This window comes from Kribbella sp. NPDC050470 (assembly GCF_044458365.1).
Taxonomy (GTDB): domain Bacteria; phylum Actinomycetota; class Actinomycetes; order Propionibacteriales; family Kribbellaceae; genus Kribbella.
Genome location: NZ_JBITHV010000005.1, coordinates 424,692 through 440,803, shown reverse-complemented (window position 1 = coordinate 440,803; position 16,112 = coordinate 424,692). Strand labels below are relative to the sequence as shown.

Below are 16,112 nucleotides of genomic sequence, written 5' to 3'. Positions count from 1 at the left end.
CGAGTACGGGGCCAGTATCGATGGCATGGAGCAGAACTCGAGTGGACCCGGTGGGTTCGACCGCGGCAGCCTGCAGAACGTGCAGAGCTGGCAGCGCAGCCGGTCGGACCGGATGGTGGCCGGCGTCTGCGGCGGTATGGGCCGCGCGCTGAACATCGACCCGGTGCTGATCCGCGTGGTGATGGCAGTGCTCATCCTCAGCGGTCCCGGGGTCATCTTCTACATCGCCGCCTGGGTGCTGATGCCCGACGAGGGCAGCGACCGCTCCGCGGCGCAGGGTCTGCTCGGCGACCGGGTCCGCCCGGACCACCCGTGGCTGTGGCCGGTCGTGATCGGCGTCTGCGTGTTCTTCGCGATCGCGATGATGTCGTCGTTCGACTTCGGCCGGTTCGTGCCCGGGCCGCTGATCGTGCTCGCGGTGATCTGGGTCGTCGCCTCCCAGCGTCGCCGGCTCCGCAAGAACCAGGCGAACTGGACGCCCAACGGCAACTGGAACGGACCGGCAGGTCCGCAGCAGCCTGGCCCTCCGATGGGTCAGCCGGCGACCACGTCGTACATGCCTCCCCAGACCGGCCCGTCTGCTCCCCCGGCGGGCCCGTCGTCCTCGGCCACACCGCGGCCCCAGGACCGCACCGTCGAACCGGTCCAGCCCGTGTGGACCGAGGACGACCCTCTCGGCCTGTACGTCGACGAGCCGCCCACCGCACAGCCGCCCACGACCAGCAAGCCGTCGGAGCCGCCCGCCAAGGGCATGCGCGGCGTCAAGTCGATCATCGTCGTGCTGACCGGCATCGCGATCGCGATCGCCTACGCGGCCGGCGCGGCCACCGCGACGATGCTGGTCATCGGCCTGCTGACCCTGGGCGCCGGGATGCTGATCGGCGGCTTCCTCGGCAAGACCCTGGCGCTGCTGCCGCTGGGCATCCTGCTCGCGTTCGGTGCCGCTGCGAGCATGGTCTTCCCGGAGGCGCCGCGCAACTTCGCGGACACCAACTACGTCGCGCCGGCCGGTGAGACGATCACCGCGACCAGCACGAAGTACGAGTTCGACGCCGGCGCGGTCAAGCTGGACCTGACCAAGGCGACGTTCGCTCCCGGCGCCAAGATCGAGGTGCACGGCGGGCTCGGCGAGATCGTGGTCAAGCTGCCGCCGAACGTGGACGTCGAAGGACACCTGTCGGCCGAGACGGGCGAGGTGGCCTGGCTAGACCAGAAGAAGGGCGGCCATAATGTCGAGTTGAGCGTGAACGACCTGGGCGCCGACAAGAAGGCCGGGCCGCAGGCGGTCACACTGGACCTCGACATGAAACTCGGCGGCATCAAGGTGGAGCGCGGATGAAGCAGCAGAAGGGGGCAAAACCGGACGTTCCCGGCATCATCGCCGGCACCGTCCTGTCCGGCGCCGCCACCATCTGGATGCTCACCGACAACGGCGTCCTCCAGACCGACGACCTCGGCGTCACCAGCGCCCTCCTCCTGGTAGCCGCCGGCGCCATCGGCCTGGCCGCCTCCCACCGCAGCTAACTCGGTGGACCCCAGTCGGGACGTTCCCTAGGCTCGACCGCATGTCCAGCCCGGAGGCGAGTAGAGCGTAGCCACCGGCTGTTCGGTGGCGTTTCCGCAGCCGAACTGCCGGCGATGACTCGCGGCAGGCGATCCGTCCTGCCGCACCTCTCTCATCGACGTGGTTGCGGAGTCCTCCATGCCTTTCGTGCTGTACTTGCTCGGCCTGGCCGTGTTCGCCCAGGCGACCTCCGAGTTCATGCTGTCCGGCCTCGGCCCGGACATCGCCCACGACCTGGGCGTCTCCATCCCCGCCGCCGGCTGGCTCACCTCAGCGTTCGCCATCGGCATGATCGTCGGCGCACCGGCGATCGCGGTCCTCGGTGCCCGCTGGCCGCGCCGCCGTACGCTGCTGGTGACACTGACCGTTTTCCTGCTCGTCCACGTGATCGGTGCGCTCACCTCGAGCTTCACCGTCCTGCTGGTCACCAGAGTGCTCGCCGCGCTGGCCAATGCCGGCTTCCTCGCGATCGCGCTCGCCACCGCGACCAGCCTGGTGCGGCCCGACGCCAAGGGCCGCGCTACCTCCGTCCTCCTCGGCGGTACGACGCTCGCCTGCATCGCCGGCGTACCAGGGGGTGCGCTGCTCGGCCAGCACCTCGGCTGGCGGTCCGCGTTCTGGGCGGTCGCGATCATCTCGCTCCCGGCGCTGATTGCGATCCTGCGCGCGGTGCCCGCTGCTCGCACCAGCCCGGCCACGCCTCTCGGACTACGTCTTCGCGGGCGTCTCGTCGTACTGCTGATCCTTGGTGCTTTGGTGAACGGCGCAACGTTCTGCTCGTTCACCTACCTCGCACCGGTGCTGACCGAGGTCACTGGTTTCGGCGTCGGCTCGGTGCCGCTGATGCTCGCGCTCTTCGGCCTCGGCTCCCTCGCTGGCGTCACCATCGCAGGCCGGTACGCCGACCGCCGTGACACCCGCCTTGTGATTGTTGCCGCGAGCACCTTGCTGCTCGGCTGGACTGCGTTCGCCCTGACTGCGTCGCTGTCCGCCACGACCATCGCGCTGGTGTTCACCCAGGGCCTGCTTTCCTTCGCGGTCGGCTCGACGTTGATCTCATACGCCTTGTACGCCGCGCCGGAATCCCCTGTCCTGGCAGGCGGTCTGGCCACCGCATCCCTGAACGTTGGCGCCGCGCTCGGACCCGCACTCGGCGGCGCGGCGATCACCCTGACCGACTACCGGGCCCCACTGTGGGTCAGCACGGTTCTGGTCGGTACGGCGTTGTGTCTCGGCGGCACGGCGTTGGGCCTCGGCGGCACGGCTCAGCTTCGGGCGCGACGAGCGGCTCGGCGTGAAACGTAGAGCCGGACCTTCTCCGACGTACCGCAGATCTCCATCGAGCACCAGCGCCGGCTGCCGTTCTTCGACTGGTCGAGGAACAACCACGGGCAGCCGGCGCACCGCTTGATCCGCCGCGCCCGCGGCCCGGTCAGCAGTCCATGGGCCGCATAAGCCACCGGCCACAACGGCGACTCGAGCCGCTCGAACCGCCAGGCCGGCTCCAACCCCACCAACTCCACCTGCTCAAAAGCCGCCACCACAAACGGCCGCAACTCCTCCCACCCCTCGAGCACCCCCGCGGATCGCGGGGGTGCGCCGACGGCCGCGGGCCGCGCCGTTGCGGTGTCTCGGCGGATTCCCCCAGCCGCGCAGGCCGGGTTCTTCTTCCCGCCTCAACCTGGCCGTGATCGGCGGCTCGCTGGCCGGACCGTACGCCGCACACCGTGCAGGCACGCGCCGTAACCTCCTCACCGGCTTCACAGTCATGGGCGTCAGCCTCGGCCTCGCCTCGGTGTCATCCACCACAGCCGGTACGTCGGAGGTCCCCGAGCACCAGCGTGGTGTCGCTCGGCGTACTCACCTCGTCGGCACAGCTAGTGCCGCGTCAACCAACGTGGGTCGTGACGCCAGCTGGTGCGCATTTCGACAGGAGGTGTCCGGTCCTCGACCCCGATCCCCAGTCGGTTCAGGCGGGGAGCGGCCGGCGGTGGGTGTATACGTACTGTCGAACTGCACCGAAGGCCACCACGCTCCCGAATCCCGGTCCGCCCCCGCGCCACGACAACCCCACCCGGTCAACCCACCCGGCACCGCATGCCCGACCGGTCAATTTCACCGGAGAACCCCGCAACTGCACCGTTCTCCCCTCGCCTACCGAGGGAGAAGGCACCAGATCAAGGGAGAACCCCGCAAATGCCTCCCACAGTCGGCGCTTTGGCTGACGACTCGGCAGGCCAGCTGGCAGTTCTCGGCTCCCGGGAATACCTGCCCCACTCCGCATCGCCGTCGCGCTGGCCGGTGCTGTGGCCGCGTTCACGGTTCCGCGGACAGCACGCCGTACCGCGGACGACCTCGGCTAAGATTTGCTGCGCTACCCGAGGGGTCCGGGTGAAGCGGGTCCCGTTGTCACAGGAGTTCGTGATGGTGCGCGGCACCGTGAAGTGGTTCAACGCCGACAAGGGCTACGGCTTCCTGGCCGTCGACGGCCAGGACGACGTCTTCGTCCACTGGAGCAAGATCGTCTCCGACGGCTACAAGACCCTCGAGGACGGCCAGCAGGTCGAGTTCCAGATCGTCGACGGCCCCAAGGGCCGCGAGGCCGACACCGTCACCCCGGTCTGACCCGGCCGCCCCTGCGAACGGGCCCGGCCACCGCTTGCCGGGGCACCCGTCGTACCGCGTTTTCCGGACTGCACCGGCCGACGACAACCGGTAACCTGTCGTCTCACCGTGTGAGGGGATGGGACGTGTGACAGAGCCGGTACCCGTGATCCGGAAGCTCGAGAAGGCACTGGCTGACGACGATTTCGCGTGGTCGCTGATGCTCGTCGGCGAGGACCAGACCGACAAGCTGGCGACGCTGACCGCCGACCTGCGCGGCCCGTACTCGAAGACCGGCGACGGCAAGCAGATCACCTCCGGCTTCTCCTACTGGGGCATCGGCCCGACGATCGCCTGGGCGAACGCGACCAACGACCCGTTCTACCTGGTGATGAAGGTCGGCGCGGAGTCGTTCCTGCGACACTGGCGCAGGGTCCGCCCGCACGTCGACAAGAGCGGCTTCCACCTGGTGAGCCTCGGCGTCGGCACCGGCGTCAAGGACCGGACCGTGCTCGGCGACCTGCGCCGGCACAACCCGCACATGTACTACGTCCCGGTCGACATGAGCTCGGAGATGCTCCGGATGGGCACCCTCGAAGCGGTCCGCGGCGTCCGCTTCCCGATGTCGCAGGTGCTGCCGGTGCAGCTCGACCTGTCCATCGCGGACAACATGGACGAGCTCGGCCAGATGCTGACCCGGCTGGTCGGCAACGAGCCGATCCTGTTGATGCTGACCGGCAACACGCTGGCCAACTTCGGCGACGACGAGGACCTGCTGAAGATCATCACCGCGATGCTGCGGCCGCAGGACCGGCTGCTGCTCGAGGTGGCGACCACCAGCCGGCTGGACGAGGAGGCGGCGAAGTCGGCCGCCGACGAGTACCACCAGACCCGGGCGTTCGCCGAGTTCGTCACCAGCGCGCTGCGCTACAACACCGACCTGACGATCGACAACGACCGACTCGACTTCCGCGGCGAGGTGGAGACCGACGACGCCCTGCTGGTCAAGATCGTCTGGCAGAACAACAGCGGCGCGCCGATCGTGATGGGCCTGCCGGACCACACCGACGTGGTGCTGGAGCCGGAGGACACCATCCTGCTCTACATCACCCGTAAGTACTCGACCGATCGGCTGAAGAAGCTCACCGCCGCCTGCGGCCTGACCCCGGTCGAGCACGCCCACTCCGGCTTCCGGACCCGCAAGCAGAGCACGTTCGGACTGGACCTGCTCCTGCTCGCCCCGGGCGGCGTCGAGACCACTCCGCACACGCTGGCCGACGACATCTGGTCGACATGACCCCAGCTGTACGACGCCTCGTCGTCAGCACGGTGAGCTACAGCCTGCTTGGGGTCGCGTTCGTGCTGGGCGTGATCTGGTTCTTCTGGCCGCAGAACTCGCGCTGGGAGCCGGCCGTCAACTCGCTCACCCTGGTCGCCGGGCTGACCGGCATCTTCGTCGAACGCCTGACCGCCGAGGCCGAGCGCCGTACCGAGGTGCTGCGAGCCGTCGCGGACGAGCTCCGCGAAAACACCCGGCTGCTGAACGACGACCGGTTCTCGCCGGAGACACGGAGATGGCGCCAGGTCTACCCGCGGCTGGTGGTGTCCGCGGTCGACCTCGCGCTCGTCTCCGGCGCGCTCGGACTCCACCGCGACGCCGAGCTGGTCAAGCTGCTGCACCGGTGGCGAGACACCGTCCACCTGTTCAATCGCCGCCTCGACCTGACCGAGATCAGCACGTTCTCGAACACCGTCTCGCCGGAGGATCTGGCCGCGTTCCACAAGGCCCTGCACCGGGAGAACAGCTACTTCGCCGCCACCCGGGAAATGCTCGAGAAGCTGCTCACCCGGCTGCCGCCCGCTTAACGGCCGAGGCCGTAAAGCTGACAGAAGTGGCAAATCCCGCCGAGCGGTTGACTTCGGCATGCGGCCAAGGCTTACTTTCGGACAGGACCGTAAATGGGTCATCCACCGGAGGGATCGAATGCGTTCGCTCATCGCGGTGGCACTTGCCGCCCTGCTCGTCACCACTCTGACCACTCCCGCCGAAGCCGATCCACCGCTGCCGGAGGCTCCCATGGGACCGCCCACGGCGACCGTGACCTCACTCGGCACACCGCTGTCCGACGTACTGCTGATCGGTGGCACCGTCGCGCCCGGCCCGAACGGCAAGGCCGCGATCTGGAACGTCTCGAGCAGCGACCCGGCATACCTGAACGCCATCGACCCGGCCACCGGCACGCCGCTGGTGTCCGCGCCACTGCCCGGGGCCGGCGGCAGCTACGCCGTGGCCGCGGCGCCGGACGGCACCATCTACACCGGCACCTACAACAACGGTCACCTGTACCGGTGGAAGCCGGGGTCGGGGAACACCGTCGAGGACCTCGGCCGCCCGATCGCGACCGAGACCTTCATCCAGCGGATCACCACCGACGAGCAGGGCAACGTGTACGGCGGCACCTTCCCGAACGGCAAGGTGTTCCGGTTCGACCACGCGACCGGCGCGGTCCGCGACTACGGCCAACTCAAGGCCGGCCAGACGTACGTGAAGAGCATCGACTACTGGAACGGCAAGATCTACGGCGGCACGATGCCCGACGCCCATATCCTCGAGCTGGACGTGGCGTCCGGCGCGGTCACCGAACTGCCCGCGCCGCCCGGGCTGGGCGACCCGTCCGACAAGATCGTCTACGACCTGAACACCCGCGCCGGCCGCGCCTACGTCCGGATCAGCACGGCCTTCCCCGGCCCGATGTACGTCTGGGACATCGCCAGCCGGACCTGGGTCGACGAGATCCCGAACGCGCACGGCCTGGACGTCTCCCCGGTCGGCGACAATGGCGAGATCTACCTGATCCAGGCCAGTGAGCTGAAGAAGTACGACCCGGCGACCAAGACGCTCAGCGGCACCGGCCTGACCTTCACCGGCCGGATCCAGAACACTCGCTCGATCGGCTGGGCCGAGCTCGACCTGCCCGACTACCCGGGCAAGAGCATCGTCGGCACGCTCTGGCGCGGCGAGGAGTTCCGCTACAACCCGCAGACCGGCAAGTCGGAGATCTTCCAGACCTCGGTACGGCGGGAGCCGATCGAGATCCTGTCCGTGGCCGGAGGCAAGGACAACCTCTACGCGGGCGGATTCCTGAACGGCGGAGTCTCGGTGGTCAACCCCGACACGGGCGAGGCCAAGTTCAACCGGTTCTCGCAGACCGAGGCCCTGCTGGAGGGCAAGGACGGCAAGCTCTGGATCGGCGCCTACCCTGACGCCCGGGTGTACACATACGACCTGAGCCAGCCGTGGAGCAGCCCGGAGTACTCACCCGGCCCGCCCGGCACCCCGGACAACCCCAAGCAGGTGCTCAACCTCAAGCCGGAGATCTTCCAGACCCGGGCCCGGGCGCTGGTCGAGGTGAACGGCAAGCTCGCGGTCGGCACCATCCCCGACGGCGACCGGCTCGGCGGCGCGCTCGTCATCTACGACCCCAAGACCGGTACGTCGCAGAAGTACCGCAACGTCGTCCAGGACGAGAGCGTCTTCGGCCTGACCGCGCGTGCGGGCATCGTGTATGGCGGAACGTCGATCGCCGGCGGTCTCGCGACCACTCCACCGACCCGGACCGAGGGCACCGTCTTCGCCTGGGACGTCCGGCGCGCCCGCAAGCTCTGGGAGAGCGTGCCGGTGCCTGGGGCGATCACGGTGTCGTCGGTGACGTTCGGCCCGGACGGCCTGCTCTGGGGTGTGGCCGGCAAGACCGTCTTCGCGATGGACCCGCGCTGCGGCAAGGTGGTCAAGTCCTACGTACTCGGGACGACGACGTCCAGCGGGGACATCGTGTCGACCGGAGAGGCGGTGTACGTGAGCATCGACCTGAACAAGATCTTCCGGATCGCACCGGGCCAGGCCCCGGCGCTGCTCGTCTCGAAGGCACACCGCCGGCTCGGCGTCCGTAACGACCACCAATTGGTGCTCTCCCACGGCTCCGAGCTGTTCCGAGTTGATCTCAGCCGTTGACAGCCGAAATTCGACAGGGCTACTTTCGGTCCTGACCGTTATTCGGTTCCACTGCTTTCCGGCCCTGACTTCCGGACACCCAGGGGGTGCGATGAAATCCAGCGTCCGCCGCATCGCGGCACCACTCACGGCGCTCGTGCTGGCCGCCGCTCTCAGTTCCTGCGGGGGCGACGACGGCTCGGGCTCGTCGGAGGAGAAGAAGAACGTCACACTCTGGATGTATCCGGTGATCGCCGACCAGGCGACCAGTGACGCGTACTGGCAGAAGGTCGAGAAGGACTTCGAGGCCGCGAACTCCGACATCGATCTGAAGATCGAGGCGCAGACCTGGAACGAGCGCGACCAGAAGCTCGCCGCCGCGTTCGCGGGCAAGAAGGGGCCGGACGTCGTACTGCAGATCCCGGACCAGTTGCCGCAGTACGTCAAGAACGGCTCGTTCGAGGCGATCGACGACGTGGTCGAGCCGGACAAGGACAAGTTCCTGCCGGCTGCGGTCCCCGGCCTGACGGTGGACGGCAAGGTGTACGCCGCGCCGATCTACCACACCGTGACGACGACGATGTTCAACAAGACGATCCTGGACAAGGCGGGCATCAGCAAGCCGCCGGAGACCTGGGACGAGATCAAGGCCGCGGCGCCGAAGATCAAGGCGGCCGGCTTCTCGACCCTGGACTACTCCGCATCCCCGGAGGCGTCGCTGAACCTGAACTTCTACCCGCTGCTGTGGCAGGCCGGGGGCAAGGTGTTCAACGACGACGGCAAGACCGTTGCCTTCAACGAGGCGCCCGGCCTGGAGGCGCTCACCTTCCTGAAGGGCCTGTACGACCAGGGCGCGATCCCGAAGAGCTCGCTGACCAACGGCAACCTCGTCGCCGACCAGCCGCTCGGCAAGGGACAGGTGGCGATGGCCTTCACCAGCACGCCGGCCGACGCCAAGACGGTGGCGGCGACCTGGGGGGCCGCCAACGTCGTCATCGGCACGCCGCTGACCGGTGCGAAGCAGGTCGGGTTCGGCCTGCCCGGCGGGCTGGCGGTGAACGCGGCCTCGGAGAACGTGGACGCGGCGAAGAAGTTCGTGTCGTTCATGATCCAGCCCGCCCAGGTGCAGGCGCTCAGCAAGGCGTCGGGCTTCTTCACCGCGCGCACCGACGCGAAGGCGGAGCTGACGGACCCGGTGGCGCAGAAGTTCGCCGACCAATTGCAGTACGCCTTCCCCGGTGAGCCGAACCAGTCCGCCCGCCAGGTGATGTCGCTGCTGAGCGTGGAGATCCAGGCCGTCCTCACCGGCAAGAAGGCCCCGCAACAGGCCCTCGACGACGCCGCCAAGCAGGCCAACGACCTCCTGTCGAGACAACGTTGACCGAAGCCCGCCAAGCCAAGGCCCCGGACCGAGCAGATCCCGCGGCCGACACCACGACCCCGACCCCGGGCTCAACCACGAGCCCGGGCGCCGGGTCCGGGCCGGACCCCAACCCCACCGCAGTCGCCGACCCGACCTCGGGTTCCGCTGCATCGGGTGCCGTCTCGGACGTCGGCTCCGGCCGCGGACCGGCCTCAGGGTCGGGCTCGGGTTCCCGCGTTCGCTCTGTCTTTCGCCGTGCCCCGTCGCCCGCAGGGCGGCGGGGGTCGCTGCGGCGACCTTGGGTCGGGTTGTTGTTCGTCGCGCCGATGCTGGTGTTGTTCCTGGCGTTCCGGTTCCTGCCGGTGGTCGGCGCGGGGTTGCTCTCGCTCACCGACTACCGGCTCAGCGGCCGCTGGTCGTTCATTGCCCTGGACAACTACACCCGCCTGCTCCAGGACACCCTGTTCCACCAGGCCCTGCTCGTCTCCCTCACCTACACGGTGGTCTTCGTCCCGCTCACCGTGCTCCTCTCGCTCGGCACCGCCGTACTCCTGCACCAGGTGGTGTGGGGTCGCGGCTTCTTCCGCGGCGTCTTCTTCCTGCCGTACGTGACCAGCATCGTGCTCGCCGCGGTGATCTGGAAGTGGATCTACGACGCCCAGGACGGCCTGCTCAACGCGCTCCTCGGACTGGTCTCGATCGGCCCGATCGACTTCCTCGCCGAGTCCAACCTGGTCCTGCCGTCGATCGCGGTCACCTCGGCCTGGAAGGGATTCGGCTACTCGATGCTGATCCTGCTCGCCGGTCTGCAGGCGGTGCCCCGCTCGTACCTGGAAGCCGCGATGATCGACGGCGCCGGCACCTGGCAGCGCTTCCGCTACATCACGCTGCCGCAGCTGCGCCCGGTGCTGTTCTTCGTGCTGGTGATCGAGACCATCGGCGCGTTCCAGGTCTTCGACGCGATGTACGTGATGACCGGCGGCGGCCCGGTCCGCGCCAGCTACTCGCTCGTGTACTTCCTGTACGACAGCGGTTTCAAGTACTTCGACTTCGGCTACGCCAGCGCAATCGGCCTGGTGCTGTTCGCGATCGTACTCATCGTCTCGCTCGTGCAGCGACGGCTGGTCGGGAGGGACGACTGATGGTGAACCTGCTGGAACGACCACGCGCCGGGGACACCACCCCGCCGCCGAAGGCGGACAAGCGCCCGGTCGCGCGGCTCACTCTGCCGACCTTGCTGACCCTGACCGCGATCGTCACCATTGTGCCGTTCGCCGCGATGGTGCTGGTCGCGTTCGCCCCACCGAGCGGTCGCACCTTCCCCGACGCGCTCGACCCGACCCGCTTCACCTTCGACAACTTCGCCCGCGTCCTGTCGAGCTCCGACATCCCGCGCTGGACGGTCAACTCGCTGCTGTACTCGCTGGTGTCGGTGGTGTTCGTCCTGCTGTTCGCGGCGATGGCCGGTTACGCGTTCGCGAAGAAGCGCTTCCCCGGCCGCGAGATCATGTTCTGGGCCTTCCTGGCCACGCTGATGGTCCCGTTCCAGGCGACCCTGATCCCGTCGTACATCCTGGTCTCGCGACTCGACTGGGTGGACAGCTACTGGGGCCTCATCGTGCCGACGCTGGCGAACTCCCAGGCCGTGTTCTTGCTCCGCCAGTTCATCAGCCAACTGCCCGACGAACTCTTCGAAGCAGCCGAGATCGACGGCGCCCCCGAGTGGCGGATCTTCACCCAGATCGTGCTACCACTCATCCGGCCCGCGCTCGCGACCCTGGGCATCTTCGTCTTCCTCTGGCACTGGAACGACTTCCTGTGGCCCCTGGTGATCGGCCAGTCCGGCGAGATGCAAACCCTCACGGTCGGCCTGGCAACCCTCCAAACCCAAGCAGTCCCCATCAACCAAATCATGGCCGGCGCGACCATCACGGTAGTCCCGAGCCTGCTGGTCTTCGGCCTGCTCCAGCGGTACTTGACCGACAGCATCGCGATGTCGGGGCTGAAGGCTTAGGAGTCTTTCCCACGCGTGCTACGCGGTCACTCCTTCGTCGCGGCCGCTCCGCGCGGGTAAGACTCCGTGGGTGGAGTGCGTGGGGTTAGATCAACTCACCAAGCGCCTCAATGGATCGAAGCGTGTCCGCCTGCGAGAGCCCGGGTGGCTGGATACGGAGGATGATGCCATCGGCACCCATCTCCTCATAGTGAGCCAACCGCTCCGCACACTCACCCGGCGACCCGATCACACTGCGAGCCGCGATCTCATCCCACCCCTGCGTGTAGCGGCTCGCGTCTGCCGACGTCCGCTTCCACCCCGCATAAGCGTCGTACAGATCCCGCAGCGGCTCCTCCAACATCCCCTGCGCCTCCTGCGACGTCGGCGCACAGAACCCCTCCCGGCACAGGATCACCTCACGCCCCAACGTCCCCTCACCACCCGGATACGACCGATACTCAGCGATCTTCGCCGGCAGATCCGAGTCCAGCTCGTTGAATGACGTGGTCCACCCATCACACATCCGTGCAGTCCGCTCCAGCACGGCGGAAACCCGCCCGCCGTTCCACAACCGTGGCCGCGGACCCTGCACCGGTCGCGGCGACAGAAACGCCTCACTGATCGACGTGAACTTCCCGTCGTACGTGACCTCATCCGACGTCCACAACCGAGTCAGGATCGTCAGGCACTCCTCAAAGCGGGCGACCCGCTCCGCCTGCGTCACGCCGTACAGCGCGAACTCCTCCGGCCGATACCCCAGCACGAATCCCGCAGTCAGCCGCCCACCGGACAGTACGTCGACATGCGCAAGCGTCTCGGCCAGTACGACGGGGTCGTACAGCGGCGCCACGATGCCCGACGTCGCGAGGCCGATGCGGTCGGTCTTGCCGGCCAGGTAGGCGAGTGTGGTGAGGATCTCGTGGTACCCGGGCCGGTGCAGGTGGCGTTCGCCGAGCACGATCCACTCGAACCCGGCCTGCTCCGCCAGCCGTGCCTGCTCGACGGCGTCCCCGAGTCGCGGCCGCTCGTCCGGGGTGCCGTAGAGGTTCAGATAGAGACCCAGGCGCATCAGGGTGCCACCTTCCGTTGACAGAGAGCGCTCGCGGTATTTACGGTCTTGACCGTAAGTCCTTTCTCGCCAGAATGCGACCCTGAGGAGCCGGATTTGAGTGTCGTACCGCATCCGGTCGGGTTGCCGGCCGAAGCCGGGGCCGTGCCGATCACGCCGGCGCCGGTGAGCGCATCAGGGCCGATCAGCGCGATCAAGACCCGCGTGGTCAGTGCGACGTACCGGCGTCCGTTCCAGATCAGTAGTGGGATCAGCACCGAGTTGGTCAGCCTCGTCGTCGAGGTGCACACCGCCGACGGCGCGATCGGCATCGGTGAGACGTCGCCGATGACCGCGTACACCGGTGAGACGCTGGCCGGCGTCCTGGCCGCGATCGAGGAGCACCTCGCCCCGGCTCTGATCGGCCGCGACCCACTGGACCGCGCCGGAGCCCACCTGGTGATGGACTCCGTTCTCCGTGGGCAGCATGTGGCCAAGTCCGGCCTCGACATCGCCCTGTACGACCTGGCGGGCCGGCTGAGCGGCTGGCCGGTGCACGCCCTGCTCGGCGGCAGCATCAGGGACCGCGTGCAGACCACGTGGGTCGTCGGGCTCGGCACGCTCGACGAGATGGCAGCTGAGGCCGCGGAGTACGCCGACAGGGGCTTCCGGCACCTCAAGGTCAAGGGCGGCCACGAGCCGGCCAAGGACCTCGAGCTGGTACGTGCGGTCCGCGCGGCCATCCCCGCGGACGCCGAGCTGTGCCTGGACGCCAACGAGGGGTACGACGCCTCGACCGCCCTGCCGTACCTGGCCAAGATGGCCGAGGCCGGTCTGACCCTGCTGGAGCAGCCGCTGCCCCGGTGGGACCTGGCGGGACTCGTCCGGCTGCGGGACCGGCTCGACGTACGCCTGATGGTCGACGAGAGCATGCACTCGCTGCAGGACGCGCTGGAGATCGCCCGGCGCGGTGCGGCCGACGTGCTGAACATCAAGATCCTCAAGGTCGGTGGGCTGCACAGAGCCCTGCAGATCGCCAACGTAGCCGAGGCCGCAGGCCTGGCGGTGAAGGTAGGCTCGATGCCCGAGCTGGGCGTGGCCACGCTGGCCGCCGTCCATCTGGCCGCCGCCGTACCCGGTGCGACCGTCGCGGCGGACCTGGTCGGGCCGCTGATGGTGCACGAGGACCCACTGGCGCCGACGGTGTTCGCCGACTGCGACGGCTGGATCGACGTACCAACGCGCCCGGGCCTCGGCCACGACGTCTGAGAGGTCCTATGCATCCACTCGTCGAGCAACTCCGCGGCACGCTGCTCCCTGCCGTCATCACGCCGATGGACACCGCCGGTGTCATCGCGTATGACGCTCTGATGGCCTACGCCGGCCGTATGGCGACCGAGCCCATCGGCGGGGTCGCTGTGTGGGCTCACACCGGCCGTGGGCTCTACCTGTCGGCTGCGGACCGCTCCAAGGTCCTGGAGACGTGGCGAGAGGCAACGGACGTCCCGATCGTGGCAGGGGTCGGCGTACCGCGTTCTGAGGCCGCACAGACGCTCCAGGAGGCTGCTGACGCGACTGTGGCGATGGCACTGCAGGCTGCCGCGGGCGGCGCCGACGCAGTGATGGTCTACCCGCTAGCAGCCCTCGGCGGGCTCGCGGACGGCCACGCACAGGCTGTTGCACTGCATGAGCGCGTTGCGGCCGAGAGTGGGCTGCCTCTGGTCGGCTTCTACCTGCATGGCGAGGCCGGTGGGTACCCGTACCCGCCAGAGCTCATCCAGGACCTGCTGAACCTGGACGCCATGCTCGGCGTCAAGACAGCCACGCTGGACCGAGCCATCGGCTGTCAGGAGGCCATCTGGGCCGGCCGTGACACTGGCAAGCTGCTGATCACCGGTGAGGACCGGATGTACGGGCCGTCGTTCATGTGGGGCGCCGACACCGCACTGGTGGGCATTGCCGCCGCACAGGTCGAGTTGTCGGCCGCCGTACTGCGCAACTGGACGTCAGGCGACCACACTGCCTTCCTGACTGCCTCTGACCGGCTGGACCGCTTCGCTGCCGCGACCTTCTACGCGCCGATCGAGGGCTACGTGCAGCGGATGCACTGGGCCGCGGCTTGGGAGGGCCTGATCCCCGAGGACGCCGCCCACGACCCGTACGGCCCGGACCTGACCGCCGCCGAGCGCGACGTCGTGATCCGCTGCCTCGAGGAACTCAGCCACTATCCTGCGAGTTAAGGGCCCGACCATAAGGAGTGTCGTGCAGATCAACCCAGCGGTGGCCTGATGGCCCTCACGGTCGGCGTCATCGGCCCGGAGGACCTGGTCCAGCGCGTGATCGCGGTCGGTCCGCCGAGCGGCGCGACCCTGGTCCCGCTGCCCTACCACCACGAGACCGAAGCGGTCGAGGTGGTCGAGCAGTCCCACGAGAAGGTCGACGCCATCCTGTTCACCGGCGTCGTCCCGTACACGATCGCCACCGAGGCCGGCGTCATAGACCGCCCCGCCATGTACGTCTCGTACGACGGCGCCACCCTGCTGCGCGCGTTGGTCGAGCTGCTCAGGCTCGGGCACAACGTCACCCAGTTCTCCATCGACACGCTGCGGCGCAGCGAGGTGCTGGAGACGCTGATCGAGGCCAAGTTGCCGACCGACCAGATCCAGGTGCTCCCGTACCGCCCCGGCCTCACCTCGGACGACATCGTCGCCTTCCACCGCACCGCACGCGAGAAGCACGACACCAAGGTCGCGATCAGTTGCCTCGGCTCGGCTTTCCACCTGATCGAGAACGAGATGCCGTCCGTCCGCCTCGCGCCCTCCCGCTACTCGATCCGCTCGACGTTGCAAGCCCTGGTTCTGACGACCACCGGCCAGCACGTCGGCGACGCCCAGGTCGCGCTCGGCGTGATCGACTTGCCGGAGCCGGACGAGGGTTTGGCCGCCGACCTGATCACCCTCGGCGCCAGCCTCGCCGCCCTCCCCGACGGCCGCCACCTGGTCGTCACCACCCGCGGCGTCCTCGAGCAGGCCACCGAACAGTTCACCCGCATGCCCCTGCTCGACCACCTCGCCTCCAGGCACAGCACGGCGTACGTCGGCTTCGGAGTCGGCCGTACGGCGGCCGAAGCCGAAGCCCTCGCCCGTCGCGCCGTCAGCCGCGCAGCCTCGATCGGCACCGTCGCCGGCGTCGTCTCGATGTCCGACGACGTCGAAATCGTCATCGAACCCACCGGCGACCAACCCATCACCGCCCGCGGCCCCGAAAGCCTCCCCCTCCTCGCCCGCCGAGTAGGCCTCAACACCCAAACCCTTGCCCGCATGCGCGAACTCGTCGCCACCCTCCCCGACGGCCTCACCACCCAAGACGTGGCCGACCACCTGGCCGTCCAACTCCGCACCGCCCGCCGAGTCCTCAAACGCCTCGAACGAGCCGGCCTGGCCGACCCCATAGGCAGCCAACAACACGGCCGAACCGGCCGACCCCCCACGGTCTACCTCATACGCCTGTAGTACCGACCCACGCGTGCTACGCAGTCACGCCTTC

15 protein-coding genes are annotated in these 16,112 nt (G+C 68.4%); 13 read left to right on the top strand and 2 right to left on the bottom strand.

All coding sequences use genetic code 11. The annotated features are described in order from the left end of the window. Positions 1–25 precede the first annotated feature (25 nt). From ACIBGM_RS17325 to ACIBGM_RS17315, 3 genes are all read left to right on the top strand, one after another. Positions 26–1,339 (top strand): PspC domain-containing protein, encoded by a 1,314-nt coding sequence (locus tag ACIBGM_RS17325; RefSeq protein WP_360533293.1) that lies wholly within the window; start codon positions 26–28, stop codon positions 1,337–1,339. Next, positions 1,336–1,524, top strand: coding sequence for a hypothetical protein (locus ACIBGM_RS17320; protein ID WP_360533296.1), 189 nt, complete (start codon positions 1,336–1,338; stop codon positions 1,522–1,524). Before ACIBGM_RS17325 ends, ACIBGM_RS17320 begins: the two co-directional genes overlap by 4 nt. A 178-nt stretch (positions 1,525–1,702) precedes the next feature. Next, on the top strand, positions 1,703–2,869 hold the full coding sequence (locus ACIBGM_RS17315; protein WP_396386146.1) for a Cmx/CmrA family chloramphenicol efflux MFS transporter: 1,167 nt from the start codon (positions 1,703–1,705) through the stop codon (positions 2,867–2,869). Here ACIBGM_RS17315 and ACIBGM_RS17310 read toward each other — a convergent pair. Beyond that, entirely contained in the window at positions 2,830–3,078 is a 249-nt protein-coding gene (locus tag ACIBGM_RS17310) for a CGNR zinc finger domain-containing protein (RefSeq protein WP_396386145.1), read from the bottom strand. The genes ACIBGM_RS17315 and ACIBGM_RS17310 overlap by 40 nt on opposite strands. 910 nt (positions 3,079–3,988) lie before the next feature. On the opposite strand from ACIBGM_RS17310, the gene ACIBGM_RS17305 reads away from it, so the two are divergent. The 7 genes from ACIBGM_RS17305 to ACIBGM_RS17275 all read left to right on the top strand — a co-directional run bounded on the left by ACIBGM_RS17305 (position 3,989) and on the right by ACIBGM_RS17275 (position 11,536). Further along, positions 3,989–4,189 (top strand): cold-shock protein, encoded by a 201-nt coding sequence (locus tag ACIBGM_RS17305; protein WP_396386221.1) that lies wholly within the window; start codon positions 3,989–3,991, stop codon positions 4,187–4,189. A gap of 127 nt (positions 4,190–4,316) precedes the next feature. Continuing rightward, positions 4,317–5,465, top strand: coding sequence for an L-histidine N(alpha)-methyltransferase (locus tag ACIBGM_RS17300; protein ID WP_396386144.1), 1,149 nt, complete (start codon positions 4,317–4,319; stop codon positions 5,463–5,465). Next, complete coding sequence (locus ACIBGM_RS17295) at positions 5,462–6,034, top strand: hypothetical protein (RefSeq protein ID WP_360533313.1); 573 nt, start codon at positions 5,462–5,464, stop codon at positions 6,032–6,034. The genes ACIBGM_RS17300 and ACIBGM_RS17295 overlap by 4 nt, the downstream gene beginning before the upstream one ends. Positions 6,035–6,152: 118 nt before the next feature. After that, a complete protein-coding gene (locus ACIBGM_RS17290; protein ID WP_396386143.1) occupies positions 6,153–8,180 on the top strand; it encodes a hypothetical protein in 2,028 nt (675 codons plus the stop codon). Between the two features lie 91 nt (positions 8,181–8,271). Beyond that, the gene (locus ACIBGM_RS17285; RefSeq protein ID WP_360533319.1) at positions 8,272–9,540 is read left to right on the top strand and encodes an extracellular solute-binding protein; all 1,269 of its coding nucleotides are present in this window, start codon (positions 8,272–8,274) and stop codon (positions 9,538–9,540) included. 308 nt (positions 9,541–9,848) lie between these two features. Further along, a complete protein-coding gene (locus tag ACIBGM_RS17280; protein ID WP_360533322.1) occupies positions 9,849–10,664 on the top strand; it encodes a sugar ABC transporter permease in 816 nt (271 codons plus the stop codon). After that, on the top strand, positions 10,664–11,536 hold the full coding sequence (locus tag ACIBGM_RS17275) for a carbohydrate ABC transporter permease (RefSeq protein ID WP_396386142.1): 873 nt from the start codon (positions 10,664–10,666) through the stop codon (positions 11,534–11,536). Before ACIBGM_RS17280 ends, ACIBGM_RS17275 begins: the two co-directional genes overlap by 1 nt. An 85-nt stretch (positions 11,537–11,621) precedes the next feature. Here the strand turns inward: ACIBGM_RS17275 and ACIBGM_RS17270 are convergent, their stop codons facing one another. Then, a complete protein-coding gene (locus ACIBGM_RS17270; protein WP_396386141.1) occupies positions 11,622–12,587 on the bottom strand; it encodes an LLM class flavin-dependent oxidoreductase in 966 nt (321 codons plus the stop codon). A gap of 96 nt (positions 12,588–12,683) precedes the next feature. On the opposite strand from ACIBGM_RS17270, the gene ACIBGM_RS17265 reads away from it, so the two are divergent. The 3 genes from ACIBGM_RS17265 to ACIBGM_RS17255 are packed head-to-tail and all read left to right on the top strand — an operon-like array spanning position 12,684 to position 16,078. Beyond that, a complete protein-coding gene (locus ACIBGM_RS17265) occupies positions 12,684–13,835 on the top strand; it encodes a mandelate racemase/muconate lactonizing enzyme family protein (RefSeq protein ID WP_396386140.1) in 1,152 nt (383 codons plus the stop codon). Positions 13,836–13,843: 8 nt separating this feature from the next. Continuing rightward, the gene (locus ACIBGM_RS17260) at positions 13,844–14,806 is read left to right on the top strand and encodes a dihydrodipicolinate synthase family protein (protein ID WP_396386139.1); all 963 of its coding nucleotides are present in this window, start codon (positions 13,844–13,846) and stop codon (positions 14,804–14,806) included. A 48-nt stretch (positions 14,807–14,854) separates the two neighbouring features. Beyond that, complete coding sequence (locus ACIBGM_RS17255; protein ID WP_360533337.1) at positions 14,855–16,078, top strand: helix-turn-helix domain-containing protein; 1,224 nt, start codon at positions 14,855–14,857, stop codon at positions 16,076–16,078. Positions 16,079–16,112 lie beyond the last annotated feature (34 nt).

Excerpts from the sequence above, each read along its gene's own strand:
- ACIBGM_RS17315 (WP_396386146.1), top strand. The coding sequence starts at position 1,703 with ATGCCTTTCGTGCTGTACTTGCTCGGCCTGGCCGTGTTCGCCCAGGCG.
- ACIBGM_RS17290 (WP_396386143.1), top strand. The coding sequence starts at position 6,153 with ATGCGTTCGCTCATCGCGGTGGCACTTGCCGCCCTGCTCGTCACCACT.
- ACIBGM_RS17325 (WP_360533293.1), top strand. The coding sequence starts at position 26 with ATGGAGCAGAACTCGAGTGGACCCGGTGGGTTCGACCGCGGCAGCCTG.
- ACIBGM_RS17260 (WP_396386139.1), top strand. The coding sequence starts at position 13,844 with ATGCATCCACTCGTCGAGCAACTCCGCGGCACGCTGCTCCCTGCCGTC.
- ACIBGM_RS17280 (WP_360533322.1), top strand. The coding sequence starts at position 9,849 with ATGCTGGTGTTGTTCCTGGCGTTCCGGTTCCTGCCGGTGGTCGGCGCG.
- ACIBGM_RS17275 (WP_396386142.1), top strand. The coding sequence starts at position 10,664 with ATGGTGAACCTGCTGGAACGACCACGCGCCGGGGACACCACCCCGCCG.
- ACIBGM_RS17255 (WP_360533337.1), top strand. The coding sequence starts at position 14,855 with ATGGCCCTCACGGTCGGCGTCATCGGCCCGGAGGACCTGGTCCAGCGC.
- ACIBGM_RS17305 (WP_396386221.1), top strand. The coding sequence starts at position 3,989 with ATGGTGCGCGGCACCGTGAAGTGGTTCAACGCCGACAAGGGCTACGGC.
- ACIBGM_RS17285 (WP_360533319.1), top strand. The coding sequence starts at position 8,272 with ATGAAATCCAGCGTCCGCCGCATCGCGGCACCACTCACGGCGCTCGTG.
- ACIBGM_RS17295 (WP_360533313.1), top strand. The coding sequence starts at position 5,462 with ATGACCCCAGCTGTACGACGCCTCGTCGTCAGCACGGTGAGCTACAGC.
- ACIBGM_RS17270 (WP_396386141.1), bottom strand. The coding sequence starts at position 12,587 with ATGCGCCTGGGTCTCTATCTGAACCTCTACGGCACCCCGGACGAGCGG.
- ACIBGM_RS17320 (WP_360533296.1), top strand. The coding sequence starts at position 1,336 with ATGAAGCAGCAGAAGGGGGCAAAACCGGACGTTCCCGGCATCATCGCC.